At 39.3% G+C, this 14608-nt stretch carries 21 protein-coding genes and 2 tRNA genes; 17 read left to right on the top strand and 6 right to left on the bottom strand.

The window, feature by feature from the left end:
* The first annotated feature begins 77 nt into the window (after window positions 1-77).
* Window positions 78-281, top strand: a complete 204-nt coding sequence (locus tag ACWPWY_RS12835; protein ID WP_454192036.1) for a hypothetical protein — start codon at window positions 78-80, stop codon at window positions 279-281.
* 13 nt (window positions 282-294) lie between these two features.
* Window positions 295-591, top strand: coding sequence for a hypothetical protein (locus ACWPWY_RS12830; RefSeq protein WP_454192035.1), 297 nt, complete (start codon window positions 295-297; stop codon window positions 589-591).
* A gap of 14 nt (window positions 592-605) precedes the next feature.
* On the opposite strand, the gene ACWPWY_RS12825 is transcribed toward ACWPWY_RS12830, so the two are convergent.
* The gene (locus tag ACWPWY_RS12825) at window positions 606-827 is read right to left on the bottom strand and encodes a DUF2905 domain-containing protein (RefSeq protein WP_454192034.1); all 222 of its coding nucleotides are present in this window, start codon (window positions 825-827) and stop codon (window positions 606-608) included.
* Between the two features lie 188 nt (window positions 828-1015).
* A complete protein-coding gene (locus tag ACWPWY_RS12820) occupies window positions 1016-1243 on the bottom strand; it encodes a hypothetical protein (protein WP_191798942.1) in 228 nt (75 codons plus the stop codon).
* Between the two features lie 524 nt (window positions 1244-1767).
* On the opposite strand from ACWPWY_RS12820, the gene ACWPWY_RS12815 reads away from it, so the two are divergent.
* The 10 genes from ACWPWY_RS12815 (at window position 1768) to ACWPWY_RS12770 (ending at window position 8190) form a co-directional block, all read left to right on the top strand.
* Entirely contained in the window at window positions 1768-2355 is a 588-nt protein-coding gene (locus ACWPWY_RS12815; protein WP_454192033.1) for a hypothetical protein, read from the top strand.
* 206 nt (window positions 2356-2561) lie between these two features.
* The gene (locus tag ACWPWY_RS12810; RefSeq protein ID WP_454192032.1) at window positions 2562-3437 is read left to right on the top strand and encodes a diguanylate cyclase domain-containing protein; all 876 of its coding nucleotides are present in this window, start codon (window positions 2562-2564) and stop codon (window positions 3435-3437) included.
* Between the two features lie 169 nt (window positions 3438-3606).
* Window positions 3607-4905 (top strand): glycosyltransferase family 2 protein, encoded by a 1299-nt coding sequence (locus ACWPWY_RS12805; RefSeq protein ID WP_454192031.1) that lies wholly within the window; start codon window positions 3607-3609, stop codon window positions 4903-4905.
* 57 nt (window positions 4906-4962) lie between these two features.
* Window positions 4963-5397: a hypothetical protein gene (locus ACWPWY_RS12800; protein ID WP_454192030.1), complete on the top strand. Its 435-nt coding sequence runs from the start codon at window positions 4963-4965 to the stop codon at window positions 5395-5397.
* 171 nt (window positions 5398-5568) lie between these two features.
* Window positions 5569-5654 (top strand) — tRNA-Leu (locus tag ACWPWY_RS12795).
* An 89-nt stretch (window positions 5655-5743) separates the two neighbouring features.
* Window positions 5744-6412 (top strand): uracil-DNA glycosylase, encoded by a 669-nt coding sequence (locus ACWPWY_RS12790; RefSeq protein WP_454192029.1) that lies wholly within the window; start codon window positions 5744-5746, stop codon window positions 6410-6412.
* A 12-nt stretch (window positions 6413-6424) separates the two neighbouring features.
* The gene (locus ACWPWY_RS12785; protein WP_454192028.1) at window positions 6425-6853 is read left to right on the top strand and encodes a hypothetical protein; all 429 of its coding nucleotides are present in this window, start codon (window positions 6425-6427) and stop codon (window positions 6851-6853) included.
* A gap of 235 nt (window positions 6854-7088) precedes the next feature.
* Window positions 7089-7505: a WGxxGxxG family protein gene (locus ACWPWY_RS12780; protein ID WP_454192027.1), complete on the top strand. Its 417-nt coding sequence runs from the start codon at window positions 7089-7091 to the stop codon at window positions 7503-7505.
* A gap of 111 nt (window positions 7506-7616) precedes the next feature.
* Window positions 7617-7742: a YjcZ family sporulation protein gene (locus tag ACWPWY_RS12775; RefSeq protein WP_225229116.1), complete on the top strand. Its 126-nt coding sequence runs from the start codon at window positions 7617-7619 to the stop codon at window positions 7740-7742.
* Window positions 7743-7869: 127 nt separating this feature from the next.
* Window positions 7870-8190, top strand: coding sequence for a hypothetical protein (locus ACWPWY_RS12770; RefSeq protein ID WP_454192026.1), 321 nt, complete (start codon window positions 7870-7872; stop codon window positions 8188-8190).
* Between the two features lie 131 nt (window positions 8191-8321).
* Here the strand turns inward: ACWPWY_RS12770 and ACWPWY_RS12765 are convergent, their stop codons facing one another.
* Together ACWPWY_RS12765 and ACWPWY_RS12760 are read right to left on the bottom strand one after the other, a co-directional pair.
* Complete coding sequence (locus ACWPWY_RS12765; RefSeq protein WP_454192025.1) at window positions 8322-8843, bottom strand: DUF3231 family protein; 522 nt, start codon at window positions 8841-8843, stop codon at window positions 8322-8324.
* Window positions 8844-9166: 323 nt separating this feature from the next.
* Window positions 9167-9239 (bottom strand) — tRNA-Val (locus ACWPWY_RS12760).
* Window positions 9240-9370: 131 nt separating this feature from the next.
* Between ACWPWY_RS12760 and ACWPWY_RS12755 the strand changes: the two genes are divergently transcribed.
* From ACWPWY_RS12755 to ACWPWY_RS12735, 5 genes are all read left to right on the top strand, one after another.
* Window positions 9371-9586, top strand: a complete 216-nt coding sequence (locus ACWPWY_RS12755) for a hypothetical protein (RefSeq protein WP_454192024.1) — start codon at window positions 9371-9373, stop codon at window positions 9584-9586.
* A 135-nt stretch (window positions 9587-9721) separates the two neighbouring features.
* The gene (locus tag ACWPWY_RS12750; protein ID WP_454192023.1) at window positions 9722-10165 is read left to right on the top strand and encodes a GNAT family N-acetyltransferase; all 444 of its coding nucleotides are present in this window, start codon (window positions 9722-9724) and stop codon (window positions 10163-10165) included.
* Between the two features lie 131 nt (window positions 10166-10296).
* Window positions 10297-10536: a DUF3892 domain-containing protein gene (locus tag ACWPWY_RS12745; RefSeq protein ID WP_454192022.1), complete on the top strand. Its 240-nt coding sequence runs from the start codon at window positions 10297-10299 to the stop codon at window positions 10534-10536.
* A 551-nt stretch (window positions 10537-11087) separates the two neighbouring features.
* Entirely contained in the window at window positions 11088-11648 is a 561-nt protein-coding gene (locus tag ACWPWY_RS12740) for a copper amine oxidase (protein ID WP_454192021.1), read from the top strand.
* Window positions 11649-11754: 106 nt separating this feature from the next.
* Complete coding sequence (locus ACWPWY_RS12735) at window positions 11755-12054, top strand: DUF1292 domain-containing protein (protein ID WP_160036999.1); 300 nt, start codon at window positions 11755-11757, stop codon at window positions 12052-12054.
* A gap of 147 nt (window positions 12055-12201) precedes the next feature.
* On the opposite strand, the gene ACWPWY_RS12730 is transcribed toward ACWPWY_RS12735, so the two are convergent.
* Both ACWPWY_RS12730 and ACWPWY_RS12725 read right to left on the bottom strand, forming a co-directional pair.
* Entirely contained in the window at window positions 12202-13677 is a 1476-nt protein-coding gene (locus ACWPWY_RS12730; protein ID WP_454192020.1) for an aminotransferase class I/II-fold pyridoxal phosphate-dependent enzyme, read from the bottom strand.
* A gap of 102 nt (window positions 13678-13779) precedes the next feature.
* The gene (locus tag ACWPWY_RS12725; RefSeq protein WP_454192019.1) at window positions 13780-14412 is read right to left on the bottom strand and encodes a YktB family protein; all 633 of its coding nucleotides are present in this window, start codon (window positions 14410-14412) and stop codon (window positions 13780-13782) included.
* Between the last annotated feature and the right edge of the window lie 196 nt (window positions 14413-14608).

The raw sequence follows: 14608 nt of genomic DNA, 5'->3' as shown, positions 1-14608 counted from the left end.
TAAAAATAAGGAGATTGTAAAAGAACATTTGTTCCTATATAATAAATGCAAACAAATGTTCTTATGAGGTGGAAGAAATGCCGCGTAAATATATTGGTAAGCAAGTGGAAATCGTGTATTTAGATCGCCATGGGCAGGTTAGCCAGCGGAATATTGAGATTCATCAAATTCGTAACGGGAATATTTATTCGACATGTCTTCTTACGGGTGGGCCTCGTACATTTCATGAAGAGAACGTGCTGGCCTATCGGCCTGTGAGAACGGCAATAAGAACAGCCTAAGGAGTTGAAGAGGATGTTACCTGATTTTGAGCGTAAACTATTACGGATTTTAGTTAATTTCAGTGGGCAGCGTGGCCGAATGCCTACGATCTCTGAATTAGAAATGAAGACGGGAAAGTCATGGTCTCAAATTCGTGGGGCGCTTGCGGAACTGGAAAGAAATCAGTTTATTGTATGGAAAGAGAAGTCGGGTACTCGTGGAATTCTTATTTTGGAGGGTTGGGAACCTATGGAGGAAAGCAGCCATCTTGCTCCGAGTATTCGGCCGATTACGCGTGGAAATGGGCTCGACTACTGGACTCTATACTAGAGTTAATCTACATGTCATTTCATAAAATAACGAACAATCCAGGATATAACACTAAGAAGTACGCTGATTACGATACATGTAACCACTGGAAAATAGAATGTGAAATTCCCTTTCTCCACATGAATATCACCTGGTAGTCGTCCAATCGAAATAAATCTACCTACAAACATCCAAATCACGCCTACTGCAATGAGTGCGATGCCTGCTAAGATAAGCAGTTTCGGGATCTGATTCATTACGAGCGTACCTCCCTTATTTTTTCCTTATTTAATTAATTCGTGTCATCTGCTTAACATAACCATCAGTATCTATAAGATATACAGAGGTTTCCTAGTAATCTTAATAAATATATACAAATAGATAAAGCCGGAAGAGTAACCTCCCGACTTTATCCTATGATTTCGTTCAAATAATTGCATTTAGATTAGCGAGTACAAGTTTGAAAAGTTTTTTTGGATCTTTTAATGCTTAGAATTCTCGTGACCTGTTCTACTTCCTCATACGGGATCCACACAGGTCCGAATGTCGTACGAAGGATAAGACGAGAAGGGTGGTCGGTTTCCACCGGAAAGCCCGAGATTGTTTCCCCATTCTTACTTTTCACTATAATTTCTTGATTTCGTTTGATGGCAATCGCCGCTTCTTTGTTCATAAGCCTATTCTCCTATGCAGATCGTAATAAGTACATAATACAGGTCTTCGTGCATCTAAAAAAAGATACTTTGTACACATGCAGTTTACTTTTCGTCTCTACAAGTAGTCTAACAGAACTAGTTCCATATTTCTACAAATATCCAAAAAAGAATCTTTAATTTAAATTAAACCGCTTTCATTATTTCTAAACAAAGTTGGAGAACAAATATTTTACGTATAGTTTTCAAAAGAGAAGGAAGTTTAAGAATAGGATATAGATGGTTATAAGAAACAAAGAGGAGGTAAGGATTGATGAATATACACGGGTGGTATATTATTTTCTTGGGCGTTATAATAGCTCTTGGTGTTGGCGGGATGGCTTGGTGGATTCATTTAATAAGTAAAAAGAGGAGTTACAAAGAGGAATAATAGCCAAAATGCAATCTTTTTTAAGTACAAGGGTCCAAACTACATATTTGTGAATGGTGTGAACCCTTACTTACGATCAATACTAACTAACGAACAACATGAAGGGAAGATATAATGAATACTTTTAAATTATTTAAAATGACTGCTGTTTTGAGTTTTATGCTGATGATTGCTGCTTGCGGAACAAATGAGGTACAGGATACTTCAAGTTCTAATCAGACAAATCCTCAGGAAAATCAAATAGAAGAAACGAACGATAAGGCTATAGAAGAAACTAGCGATGAGGCTGTGGAAGAAGAGGAAGTAAATGATGAGGTTGGAGAAGAAGAAGTTGTACAAGAGGAAGTTGTAAAAGAAGATTTAGCTAGTGCGGATTCCGAGAATGAAGCGAATGAGCAGATTTCTGCATATCCTTTTCTTGTATGGGCTAACGGAGGTACATTCAAGATTATTACGGAAGAAAATCTTCCTGATAAGTTAAAAGGAAAAAAACTCGGTGAAGTGTCTACCACACTTACAGATGAAGAAGTAGGAAATTTAGAACAAGGACAAACGTATGAAAAGCTAGATCGTGCGGATGGAGAAAGTAATTATTTGAAAAAAGGTGCTGCTATTTATCAACTTAAAAAGGCAGACGCGAGTGAAGTGGTTCTTGTGGAAAATAACGGATTAGTCTATAAGGCAGTTCGGATTGGTAATTAACGTAATCTAATAATAAAAGTGAATAACCGAATAATTTTTTAACGTCCACTATTGTAGTGGGCGTTTTTTAATGTTTACTTCCACATATATTTTATTGTATAAATTCGAAATGGAATGATATAATCTTGTAGAAATTTGTTGTTTTTTAAATTTGGGTCTGCAACTTTTGCGTTAATATGAAAATATATTAAATGGTGTTGAGGAAAATGATGAATCTATTCGTACGTTACAAAGCAGCATTTGGTTATTCATTGCTAACCATTCTTATGATATTACAGCAAGTCGGAATTTTTATGCATGTTTCTGAGGAACAAGGCTTTACAACAACCGAACTTCTTATCAGTTGCCTGTCACTGGTTTCATTGTTACTTGGTTTTTTGGTTCCTGGAGGTGTTACGGCGGTATGTGTCTTCGTCTTTATGGTAGCTTATTTTGTTTGGCTGGTGACGCTAGCAGATACGAATTGGATCACCTTACAGTCTTTTCTATGGATTCCAGGAAGTATGGTTGTTGCATCCGTAATTCGAGAAGGTTTAATACAGCAGAAACGCCTGGCCCAGCGAATGGAAGACCTACGCTTGCGAAATCCAGAGGTAGATGTTAATACATCGCTCGGAAACACGGATGCATTCAAGGATACGCTGATAAAACAGACAAATCTAGCTAATCGATATTCAGATCAATATCATTTTTGTATTGCGATTTTTAAGATTGAATTCCTGCCTTTAGTTCGTGAAACCCTTGGTTCAGGGGGATATGCAGAACTGCTCTTAGAACTATCAGATACAATACAAACCCATATAAGATATGAGGATTATAAGTTCTATGTGGATAAAGGACGATTTATTGTTATCTTCCCTCTAACCCAAAAAGAACACCTAAGATTGCTAACCGAGCGAATTAAAAATGCTCTCATGGACGTTAAACTTCTCAGTCGAAAAGATAAGGATCTTAATCTCATTATTCGCTCCGGAGCACTTGTTTTCTCAAAAGATCAATTTAACGATTATGGAGATTTCGAAGAAGTGATCTCTGCTTTAGAACGGAATGCGGAAACTGATTTGATAGGTGAGTATATCTAATTTGTTAATTCTAAAGAAAGAATGGTGATGAAGATGTCTTATAACAGTTGGTTTGTCCCATTGTGCATCCTTATAAGTATCGTTTTCGGAGTTGCTATTTTCTTTATTACGATTAATACGCTGATCTTGCGCAAAAAAACGATGAATAAATATAACCGGAGGAAAATCAGTGGGTGATTTTTTGCTCATTCCAGCGATTATTAGTATCTGGATTTCGGTCTTTATATCTATTCTTATGATGATTGGCGCACAGCGTTTCATAATACGACAAAGTAAAAAAGAACTCGTCATCCCTTTCATTTCAGAACAGGCTCCAAAAGTTACAGTCATGGTTCCCGCCCATAATGAAGAGCTAGTTATTCAAATGACGGTTGAACATATTCTGAGGATGAACTATCCGCATGATAAACTACAAGTCATTGTAATTGCGGACAATTGTACAGATTACACGGCTAAGAAGCTCTATGATCTTAAAAATAATCCTGAGTATCAGTCGAGGGATTTTATGATTATGGAGAGAAAGGGGACGGGAGGGAAATCTGGAGCTTTAAATGATGCACTTTCGCATGCCACAGGGGAGTGGATTTGTATCTATGATGCAGATGCGGCTCCAGAGCGTAATGCACTCCTGTTTTTGGTTGATAAAGCGTTAGAAGACCCGGAAACCTATGGAGCAGTATTCGGTCGTAACAAGGCTCGCAACAGAGCTCAAAATTTCTTGTCTAGATGTATAAATCTCGAACTTGTTACTGCTCAGCGAATTTATCACACGGGAATGTGGGAGTTATTTAAGCTCGGTACCATCCCAGGAACCAATTTTATTATAAAAACAGATTTGATTCGCGAAATCGGCGGCTGGGATGAGGAAGCCATTACCGAAGATACAGCGATATCTTTTGACATTTTGTCACGAGGTCAGCTTATAGCGCTGGCACCTCAGGCAGAAGCATATCAACAAGAGCCTGAAGATTTACGAGTTTACATGAAACAGCGTGAACGATGGGCTAAAGGGAATTATAGTGTTGTGATGGACCATATTCTTGAGCTTTTTAAACCGTCATCCAGCTGGCGGGTTAAAGTTCAGATCCTTTATTATGGAACCAGTTATTTTTGGTTTTTACTTGCGATCCTTGTATCCGATATTCTTTTTGTTATTAATGTGGTGTATCAGGTCTTATTTTTGTTTGGGATGGACGTCGTCATGCCTTTTCAGTTCTCCTCTGATGTGTATGTCTATTTAATGATCGCATGGGCACTGATGTATTATCTGTATGTCCTTCAAATTAACCTGGCGCTCGCTACAGACTATGGACAAAGTAACACACGGAATTTTGTGCTTGCTTGCATTTCTTACTTTACGTATGCACAATTATTTCTTATTATTTCTCTTAAAGCATTCATATCCATTCTGCTGGATAAAGTGTTTAAACGAAAATCGAAATGGTATAAAACAGAGCGGTTTGGGTGATCTATCCGCAAGAGATAAATAGAATATTGGTTAAAGGGAGAGAATGGTATAAAATTTTTGATTGATTTATATTTTTCTGGCAACGGCAATAGTGATGATATGAAGACATTCGGCCTCATTTTCATATACTACGCCGTTGTCACTATGTTGCTCCTTCACGTTATATTGAAAAGAACGCATGAACAAGTATCTAAAATCCGATTTATTTCTGGTACCTTACTTTTTTATATCATGGCAATTATTTTGTTAGATCCCGTTATTACCATGATAAGCGAGCTAGATACCGTACTGCAGAGTCCTGGAGCCGGTTTGTTGGCGATATTCCTTGTCATGCTGCCTATTGTAATCTTTGTTTTCTTTCTTATTAATGTCTTTATATATCGGACAAAAGATAAGCAAAAAGTAACATACTTATTTATGGCGGCTCAGCCTCTAGTCGCTTTTGCGTTTCTGATTCTATTGACGGTTGGAAGTTTTTTTCGTTTGATTTAATCATTTTAGATCTGCAAATTCGTAACTATTAGTATGATAAATATTTTTTAGAAAAGTGTTGTATATTATTTATAAGCATGTTATAATAAATTTCGCAGGATTTTTTGAAGTTGATTAGCACTTCGATAACTCAAAAAATCGGTGTATATGCGCAAGATAAGCGTAATATATGCCGGGGTGGCGGAATTGGCAGACGCACAGGACTTAAAATCCTGCGGTAGGTGACTACCGTACCGGTTCGATCCCGGTCCTCGGCATCTTATATGAATGAGCTGGCTCCTTAGTGGAGACCAGCTTATTTTTTTACAAGTATCCATTTATTCATACTGCGAAAGGAAGATACTCCATGTTCAATAATGACTGGGATTCTATTTTACAAGATGAGATGAACAAGGAATATATAGAAGAGCTTCGTACCGTACTTGCTGTAGAATATAAAACAGAGCATGTATTTCCTCCGAAAGAAGAAATTTTCAATGCGTTAAAGTTAACTCCTTATTCGAATACCCGAGTGGTTATTCTTGGACAAGATCCTTATCATGGACAAGGCCAGGCAGAAGGACTAAGTTTTTCTGTGAAAAAAGGGGTGAGAATTCCTCCTTCCTTACGAAATATATATAAAGAATTACATGCGGATCTCGGAATTTCTATTCCTTCCCATGGTTCACTGAAACATTGGGCAAAAGAAGGGGTATTATTATTAAATAATGTACTCACTGTACGAGAAGGTCAGCCTAATTCACATAAGGGTCTTGGATGGGAACATTTCACAGATGCTGTCATTGGAAAAATAAATGAGCGCAACCAACCGGCTGTGTTTATGCTCTGGGGAAATCATGCTCAGAAAAAAGGAGCCTTTATTGATCGATCTCGTCATTTGGTTATTGAATCTTCGCATCCTAGCCCACTTGCTGCTCGGCATGGTTTTATAGGAAGCAGACCTTTTTCAAAAGCAAATCAGTTTCTGGAATCAAGAGGAATAATGCCCGTTGATTGGGTAATTCCAGAAGATTAGAAAGGAGGGTGAATGATGCAACACTGGATTGGTCGCAGGGTTATCGTAGACCGAATGGATGGTCGTAAAGACCCTGTACAAGGAATACTGCTCAAATGGGATGACGAAGCCAAATTAGTGGTTGTGGGTGCCAAGCGGATCAAGATTCCTTTTGCTCAGATTGCAAGAATTCACGCTCTTCCAGAGGACGCACATGGACGTGGGAAAAGGAAAGCACGTTCTTCATTACATTCGGTAGGTTATATTATGAGACAGCCGCTCCAGTTTGATAATGCCATTTATTTCAGATCCGCAGTTACCATTTGGAAAGGGCCCAAACTGATTGCTTACCGGGCTGTCATTATATCCCATGATCAAGCTTATGTAGAGCTGGAAGATGGACAGAAATTTGAAAAAGATCTATATACCTTTGTAGTACGATCCCGTCGTGGCCATCGATAAACTTAGCAATTTTAATGTTATTTTTAGGTTGTTATCATTTTATTTTAAGGATGGGGTTTTATGATAATAACAGTATCCCCCCTTTAGATACGGTATATATGAAAAACTCACCGGCTGCAAACGGTGAGTTTTTTTGTGCGCACCTTTATCCTCCAGTTGCTTTGTAGAATAAGTTTTTTTGCTGAAGGGGAATCTATAATCGCAACCAAAACTTATATGGAGGTGTATGACTGTTATGAAAAAACAAATGGCAACCATGCTCGCAGCAGCAAGTATCTCTATGGTTATTGCAGTCCCAGCGATGGCTGAAAGCAGTCACATGAAAGCCAATTCTACAACGAATCAAGGTAATGAGACGAAGGGCCATTATGATTCAAAAAGCTACAATGATTCTCTTCCGGGTGGATATTCCAACATGTCTCGTACCCGCATGAATGACAACATGAATAACACAAACGGCTACAATGGATTTGGTACTGGCGGTACGGGTGGTACAGGTACAGGAACGTATGGTACAAATAACGTAAATGCAAATTCTGCAGATGACGGTGATAGTGGCAACTGGGGATGGCTTGGCTTGCTAGGTCTGATCGGTTTAGCTGGTATGCGCCGCGGTGAGAAACAAGAAGGAAAACCACAACACGCGAAATAACGGCGAACACGCTTTAGAGAAAGTTTTAGAACCAAAATAGACTTCTGCCCTGCCACATTCCGGCTTTGATCATATATTATCTCATACCTTAGTGATAAGGAGGAGACGACAATGAGTGAAGTATCTGGATACGGATATGGTTACGGTGGAGGATACGGCGGTGGATGGACATCAATTGGAGCAATCCTTGTTCTTTTCATCCTGTTGGTTATCATTTCTAAAACAATTCTTTACTAAGCAACAGAAAGAGGGCACCGGCTAAAAACTGGTGCTCTTCTTTTTTGTGAAAATCGTGATTTAACCGTACGTTTTGGTTTATATATACATAGCAAGATGGATGAATGAAAGGGAAGGATGAATCATAGTGGAACAAGAAGACTTAGAGGTATGGGAAAGAGAAATTAGCAGCCGCGTTGAATATCTGGAACAAGAAGCCGATAAACTGGAACAGCGAATTAGAAAAGCAGAATTCAAGGACAATATTATGAGTAACGCTATGAATAAGTTTGCTGATGATGAAGAACAAGTCAATTTTATCAAACACAATTACATGAATGAATCTAACGAAACCGTAAAATCGCTGAATGAAGAATATGAAGTCATCATAAAAGAGCTGAAATTTCAAAATGCGGTGCTCCAGCAAATTGAACGAGCGAATGCAGCATTGAAGGAGGAAGAAGACTAGACAGTTCGGGCGGTTATATATACTCTACCCATAGATTGAAAATATAAAAAAGACTGTAGGCACTAGTCTTGGCTAGTTATCTACAGTCTTAGTTACATCATTCATCATGAAGGTAAGACTCTTACAGAGGATTATTCTACAACAGCATCATCAGGACGTTTATATTGAAGCGGCGGAGGAATCAGCCAGCCTTTTTTCTTGGTTAATTCAAGTATACGCACAGCGAAAGCTGTTTTTGTTGCATGATACTTCGCGAATAGAGCACCAATATCTTCTCTAATCGATTGTCCAATTGCTTGGCTGCATGCAACGAGTCCAATGGAATTATCCGCAGTGATTTTGGCGGCAATCTCTGGATCGGTAAAGCGTGCACCCGGAGGTATGTCTTCGAGTTTCACTTGTGGTCTTTCCGGTAAAATAGGAGCGGTAGGAATCCCATTTTTTACTAACAGATGGTCACATTCCTTCATTTCTAATCTTGCTTGGTCAATTAGATCTTCTAATACCTTTTTCAGTTCTTTATCTCCCGCATGATTAAGAAAAGCTTGATAACAAGATACAGCTCCTCTAGCCGTCATAGCACATTGCCAAACACTAAAAATTTCACCAAAATGCATTGGTTCTTCTTTAGGATTCCCACTAAGAATACCCATTGAATTGTTCACTCCTCTATATATATTTCATTTTCCTACAGAAACAGTATGCCGTTATAAGGAGCTTAATATGAATAAATAGGGTTGCAATGTTATGGAAGTTTTTTGATAATGCTTGAAAGTTTTGCAGAAGGAAGTCCATACATAAAAGTTGATTTTTCAGATGGGAAGGCGGAAGGCATCCTATGTTTTACGAGGAGATGAAGAGAATTCTATTGCGAATGAGCTTCAACAAGCAGGGGAGCAAGAACAGATACTTTCCATACAAAAAAACCATGAAGCAATTGCTGCTTCATGGTTTTTTTTGTAAAAGTAATAAAGGATGATCTGTAGTGGGCTCGAACCACTGACCCCTACCCTGTCAAGATAGTGCTCTCCCAGCTGAGCTAACAGATCGAGTTTATTTAAAGAATAATCTTATATTATCAGGCTTGTTTTGCACTGTCAATCAGAAGTTAGTATGTTTAAATTCTACTCAATTAACACATCCTAATAGGAAGAATGATCATCTGGAGGATCGCCATCCTATGAAAAAGTTGTGCAATACGATCGTGACAACCTGCTTTATTACAATATTGCTACTAAACATATCAGGATGTACATTAGAGCCATCAGAAGAAACACTTAGGTTACAAGAGATGCTTGATCCTGAATCGGAGCTGCCTATCATTGATGATGTGTACTCTCCTTCGATAAGGGATGATGTTTATTCTTCTTCCGATGAGGAAATACTAACGCCTTAATGAAGGCTGACGTCGCCCAAGATACAATAAGCCAGTCCGTTTCTTAGGACTGGCTTATTTTTGCTGTATTGTTGTATAATAACGTAAGTTTTATGGGTTTAGAGCATCGAAGAGCTAAAGCAGAGGGGGATATCAATGCCAGCTGAAATTATTAATGTAACCACAGAGGAACAATTAGAACAGGGGCTGCACATTCGTAAAGAGGTGTTTGTTAAGGAACAAAATGTTCCCTTAGAAGAAGAAATTGACCAATATGACGTCATTTCTCCCGATGTGCACCATATTCTCATTCAGGATGGACAGCAGATGGTGGCGACTGGGCGTCTCATTTATTATAAGAAGGATACAGCGAAACTCCAACGTGTAGCTGTTCTAAAAGACTACCGTGTTCACGGTTACGGTCGTGTATTAATTATGGCTTTAGAAGAGCGTGCAAGAGAGCTTGGTCTTGCGTACTCCATTCTTGATGCACAGTGTCAAGCTGAAGGTTTTTACGCTAAGCTGGGCTATGAAGTGATATCGGACGAACCGTTTTATGATGCCGGTATATTACATGTACGGATGCAAAAAACGTTATAACTTCATTTCGTTTTACATAGAACATTCTTTTTTGGAACACACTATGCTTACCGAGGCAGAACCATATCTATTTCAATTCCTACTCGGTACAGGTAAACACCAAATATAGTGCAAAAAGGAGTGTTGTTCTAATGGTAAATAACACGCGCGAGCACTTTGTCGCTGTACAGAAAAATGGAGATGGCGATTTAACCGCTTTTAAAACTTCGGCAGGTCGTGTTCTGGATTACAACCAGGCATTAAACGAAGTGGAGTCTGGAATGATTGCAGGAGCCAACGTATTTAAGGCAAAAGGAGGATCACTCCGAATTCGCGGTGATGCTGACGGAGATCCGAGCAACAACCTAGATCAATTGCCGATTTTTGAGTAGAAACTATCGAATAACCGGAGTACCGGTACAATATGAAAAAGGAGCCCTTTTGTGGCTCTTTTTTTTGCGTAGATAAGACCTGCAACAAATTTTCTCTCCACTCGCACCTTCTTCCCCCAATCCCCATACAATGCATTACCTAGGCGAGAGTTTGGGGGAGCAGACCAAACTTCTCGCATGACAAGGGAAGCGGGGAATAGGGCCATGGTAAAAGGCAAAGGAAAAAAAGTGGCGGCAAAAAAGGAGAAAGTTCGCGGTGGGATGAGAATAGTTACCTCTGAAGTCTGTGAGGTGTGTAAAACGCCATGCGACATAGGAATGGCCTATGCTGCTCGTATGCGAGAGCCAGGCGCTGTGGGTAAGGGTGTACCTTGCATCTTAACGAAACCCAAAGGTTAAGCTACAACCGCATTCTTTCTCATGGGACTGAGAGATAATGCGGTTGTTAGCTATTTTAGAAAATAAGAAAAAAAAGACTTATTGCCGCAACTTGTCTTACTACATGAAGTATAAATATATATACAACTTTATGGGGGAGGTAATATAGACTGATGAAATGGAGAAGAACACTTGCCTTGGTACTTGTCTTTTCTCTTGTAGGCAGTGGATCTATGTTATTTGCAGATTCAATTACAGAAAAAATTCGTGTCGTAGTCAATGGCAATGATGTCAGTGGTGGCGGTTATTATATTAATGGGACAACCTATGCCCCTGTGCGTGAACTTAGTGGTCTTGCATCCTGGGATGCAACTAGCAAGAAGGTAACAGTTATGAAGCCTAATGTACATATAACACTGTTTAAGGGTGATACTGTTTTTGGGAATGTTAATGTAGGAAAGCTGAAATTTCATGTACTCAGTCAAGTCGATAGTCTGAATGGAAACATTTCAGAAGTCAAAGTTGCCATAACGGATCCTTCCGGGAATACAAAAAATATTCAAACGGAGAAGATGGGAAGCGGATCAAACGATAATTTTTGGTTCAAAACAAATGATTTCACTTATGATTTTAAGAAAAAAGGGAAATATAAAGTAGGGTTCTACATGAAGCCGGCAGGAGGGAATTCATTCATTCTCGTATCCGAAAAAGGGATTACAGCACTAGATTCGTAAATTGGCTGAATTGATTTTATGCTTTAATAGTGTTACGATATTTCGGTATGATTACTTTAATGAGTGTGAATACAATACAAGTATAAATGAAATGAGGTATAGATGAATGAGCGATCATAACCATGTACATGATGAGAACTGCAACCACGACCACGACCACGAACCTCAGGTGCTTATCTTTGAAGATGAGAACGGCAAAGAGATTGAAATGATTCTAGTACAAACTTTTGATGTAGACAATAAGGAATATGCGGTATTTGTTGAGCGCAATAATCCGGAAGAAGATGGCCTTATTCTTCGTTTTGAAGAAGAGGGCGATGAAGTAAGTCTTTATCAAATTGAAGATGAAGATGAGTGGAATCGTGTAGAAGCTGCATTTAACAAAATGGTGGAAGAGCAGCAATAAGATCGATATAAAGTGAGGGAAGTCTCTGGTAACAGAGGCTTCCCTTTTTTATTACTCATCATGCACAAAGGAATGCCTGAAAAAGGACCTGCTCAGCTTGTCAGCTAAGCAGGTCCTTCCCATTTATGAATCGTGTATAAAAGTAAGTTAGAAGATTGGATCCGCTTCTACGATTACTTTTACATTGGTAATATAGCGGTCTTCAGGACCTTTTACCGGTAATCCAACCTCGACATGTTCCGTAATATAATTAATGTTTTCCTGAGAGATAACTTCTCCCGGAAGCAGGATCGGAATACCAGGGGGATATACATAGATAAATTCAGCAATAATCCGACCAGCGGATTCTTTAAAGGGAATGACTTCTGTATCACCATAAAATGCCTCACGCGGTGTAAGCATGAGTTGAGGTATTTCTGGGATTTTGACAATTAAGTCGTTAGCGGTGTTGACATTATAATAAGTCTTCGACAATTCACGAAGTGCGTCAAGCAGCGTATTTACCGTTTCATCATTGTCTCCTGGTGTAATGAGACAGAGGATGTTATACATATCGCTCATCTCGACTTCAATATTATAGTGTTCACGCAGCCAGTTTTCTGTATCATATCCCGTCAAACCAAGATGACGTACATGTACCGTTACTTTGGTTGGATCATAGCTATAGGTTGCTTCTCCTCCGAGTATTTCTTCACCAAAACAATACAATCCTTCGATATCGTTAATCGAACGTCTTGCATACTCCGCAAGATCAATGGCTTTTTGGGCCATGGAATGTCCATTTAGGGCGAGATTACGTCTGGATGTATCCAGCGAAGAGAGCAGTATATAAGAAGTTGAAGTTGTCGTCAGCATACTGATGATCGTCTGAACTCGCTGTGGATTTACAAATCCATTTTTGGTGTTTAGGTTGAGTACTGAACTTTGTGTCATCGAACCGCCGAGCTTATGAACACTGGTTGCTGCCATATCGGCTCCTGCTTCCATCGCTGACATCGGAAGATCCTCGTGAAAATGGATAAGGACTCCGTGCGCTTCATCAACAAGTACAGGTACTTGGTAACTATGCGCAAGATCTACAATTTCTTTGAGATTCGCACATACACCGAAGTACGTCGGATTAATAACAAGCACGGCTTTGGCATCGGGGTGACGCTCTAAAGCACGCTGAACCGAACCCACGGTAATACCGTGATCAATACCTAAATTATCATCACTCACGGGAGAGACGAATACAGGCTTAGCTCCTGAGAAAATAATGGCAGACATAATAGACTTGTGTACGTTACGCGGTACGATGATTTTTTCACCAGGTCCGCACACAGACAGAATCATGGTCATAATGGCACTGCTTGTCCCTTGCACACTAAAGTACGTATAGTCCGCACCAAAAGCATCAGCTGCAAGTATTTGAGCTTCTTCAATGACACCCGTCGGTTGATGCAAATCATCAAGCGGCGCGATGTTAATTAAATCTATGGAAAGGGCATTATCCCCTATAAATTCGCGGAATTCAGAGTCTGTTCCAAGTCCTTTTTTGTGACCAGGGATGTGAAACTGTACCGGATTGTTAGCCGCGTGTGTTCTAAGTGCTGTAAAAAGCGGCGTACGACGGTGATCCATGGATTCTGTCACAACCTTTCTGTATTAGAAATAATAAACCTAAATGAGTATAGCAAAATGGATAAAGATTGTAACGAATTTTTTGTGATGAATCTCACTTCATTAAAAAGCCATTTTATAAAGCGGTGCAAGCTGGGTAAATACTTCTTGAGCTTTCTTACCAAAGGCTTCTCCATCAAGAAGAATCGGATCATCCTGCTCAATACGCAGGCCGCATAAAATTTCTGATTTCTTCACCGTTTTTAATCGTTCAGCCATTTTCTCGAAATCTGCTTTCGAGATATCTTTATGAAGGGTTCCTTCGGGATTCATATGATCTGTAGACCAGTAGAAGTGTCCTGGAATACGCTCCATAACATCGTCAAGCTGTCTTTCTAATGCTTCAGCAAAGATTTCCTTATTATTGCTTTCGTAAATAACGGCAAAAATAACAAATACATGAGTACCAAACATCCCTACTTGAAAATGAGGATATGCTTTGTAACCACGTTTGTTATTAGCAATCGCTACCCAAGTATCATTTGGCGGATTCACGGTACGTCTAGCATGCTTGGCCACATGAACAAACATTTCTTCTCCGACTAAATCGCTTAAAAATGGGGCGGATTCTGCACCAATCTCGCTTAGTTTTGGACGAATTCTCTCAATCAATAATTCCATCCGGGGTTCGAGCCCGGGTATATCAAAGACATCAAAATCTTCGGATGTAAATGAAGGATATTTTAGTGTAGTCATCAGGTGAACTTCCTCCTTATGTGTGATGGACAAGTTTTATTTATATAAGCATGAACCTTATCACTTGCCAATATAATAGGATACAAAACAATATGGGACTCATTATAACACAGGTACCTCGATTCGCACTTCTCTAAAGCCTGTCCTTTATCTGTATTGTTAATGAAGATTTCGTGTCTTAAGAAAAATGGACTTA

It is taken from the genome of Paenibacillus sp. Marseille-Q7038, assembly GCF_965111595.1.
The sequence above is the reverse complement of the archived record's forward strand: the minus strand, read 5'-3'. Positions and strand labels throughout refer to the sequence as shown.

Coding starts and splice junctions, on each gene's coding strand:
- ACWPWY_RS12835 (WP_454192036.1), top strand. CDS start 78: ATGCCGCGTAAATATATTGGTAAGCAAGTGGAAATCGTGTATTTAGAT.
- ACWPWY_RS12830 (WP_454192035.1), top strand. CDS start 295: ATGTTACCTGATTTTGAGCGTAAACTATTACGGATTTTAGTTAATTTC.
- ACWPWY_RS12825 (WP_454192034.1), bottom strand. CDS start 827: ATGAATCAGATCCCGAAACTGCTTATCTTAGCAGGCATCGCACTCATT.
- ACWPWY_RS12820 (WP_191798942.1), bottom strand. CDS start 1,243: ATGAACAAAGAAGCGGCGATTGCCATCAAACGAAATCAAGAAATTATA.
- ACWPWY_RS12815 (WP_454192033.1), top strand. CDS start 1,768: ATGAATACTTTTAAATTATTTAAAATGACTGCTGTTTTGAGTTTTATG.
- ACWPWY_RS12810 (WP_454192032.1), top strand. CDS start 2,562: ATGATGAATCTATTCGTACGTTACAAAGCAGCATTTGGTTATTCATTG.
- ACWPWY_RS12790 (WP_454192029.1), top strand. CDS start 5,744: ATGTTCAATAATGACTGGGATTCTATTTTACAAGATGAGATGAACAAG.
- ACWPWY_RS12785 (WP_454192028.1), top strand. CDS start 6,425: ATGATGCAACACTGGATTGGTCGCAGGGTTATCGTAGACCGAATGGAT.
- ACWPWY_RS12780 (WP_454192027.1), top strand. CDS start 7,089: ATGAAAAAACAAATGGCAACCATGCTCGCAGCAGCAAGTATCTCTATG.
- ACWPWY_RS12775 (WP_225229116.1), top strand. CDS start 7,617: ATGAGTGAAGTATCTGGATACGGATATGGTTACGGTGGAGGATACGGC.
- ACWPWY_RS12765 (WP_454192025.1), bottom strand. CDS start 8,843: ATGGGTATTCTTAGTGGGAATCCTAAAGAAGAACCAATGCATTTTGGT.
- ACWPWY_RS12755 (WP_454192024.1), top strand. CDS start 9,371: ATGAAAAAGTTGTGCAATACGATCGTGACAACCTGCTTTATTACAATA.
- ACWPWY_RS12750 (WP_454192023.1), top strand. CDS start 9,722: ATGCCAGCTGAAATTATTAATGTAACCACAGAGGAACAATTAGAACAG.
- ACWPWY_RS12745 (WP_454192022.1), top strand. CDS start 10,297: ATGGTAAATAACACGCGCGAGCACTTTGTCGCTGTACAGAAAAATGGA.
- ACWPWY_RS12740 (WP_454192021.1), top strand. CDS start 11,088: ATGAAATGGAGAAGAACACTTGCCTTGGTACTTGTCTTTTCTCTTGTA.
- ACWPWY_RS12735 (WP_160036999.1), top strand. CDS start 11,755: ATGAGCGATCATAACCATGTACATGATGAGAACTGCAACCACGACCAC.
- ACWPWY_RS12730 (WP_454192020.1), bottom strand. CDS start 13,677: ATGGATCACCGTCGTACGCCGCTTTTTACAGCACTTAGAACACACGCG.
- ACWPWY_RS12725 (WP_454192019.1), bottom strand. CDS start 14,412: ATGACTACACTAAAATATCCTTCATTTACATCCGAAGATTTTGATGTC.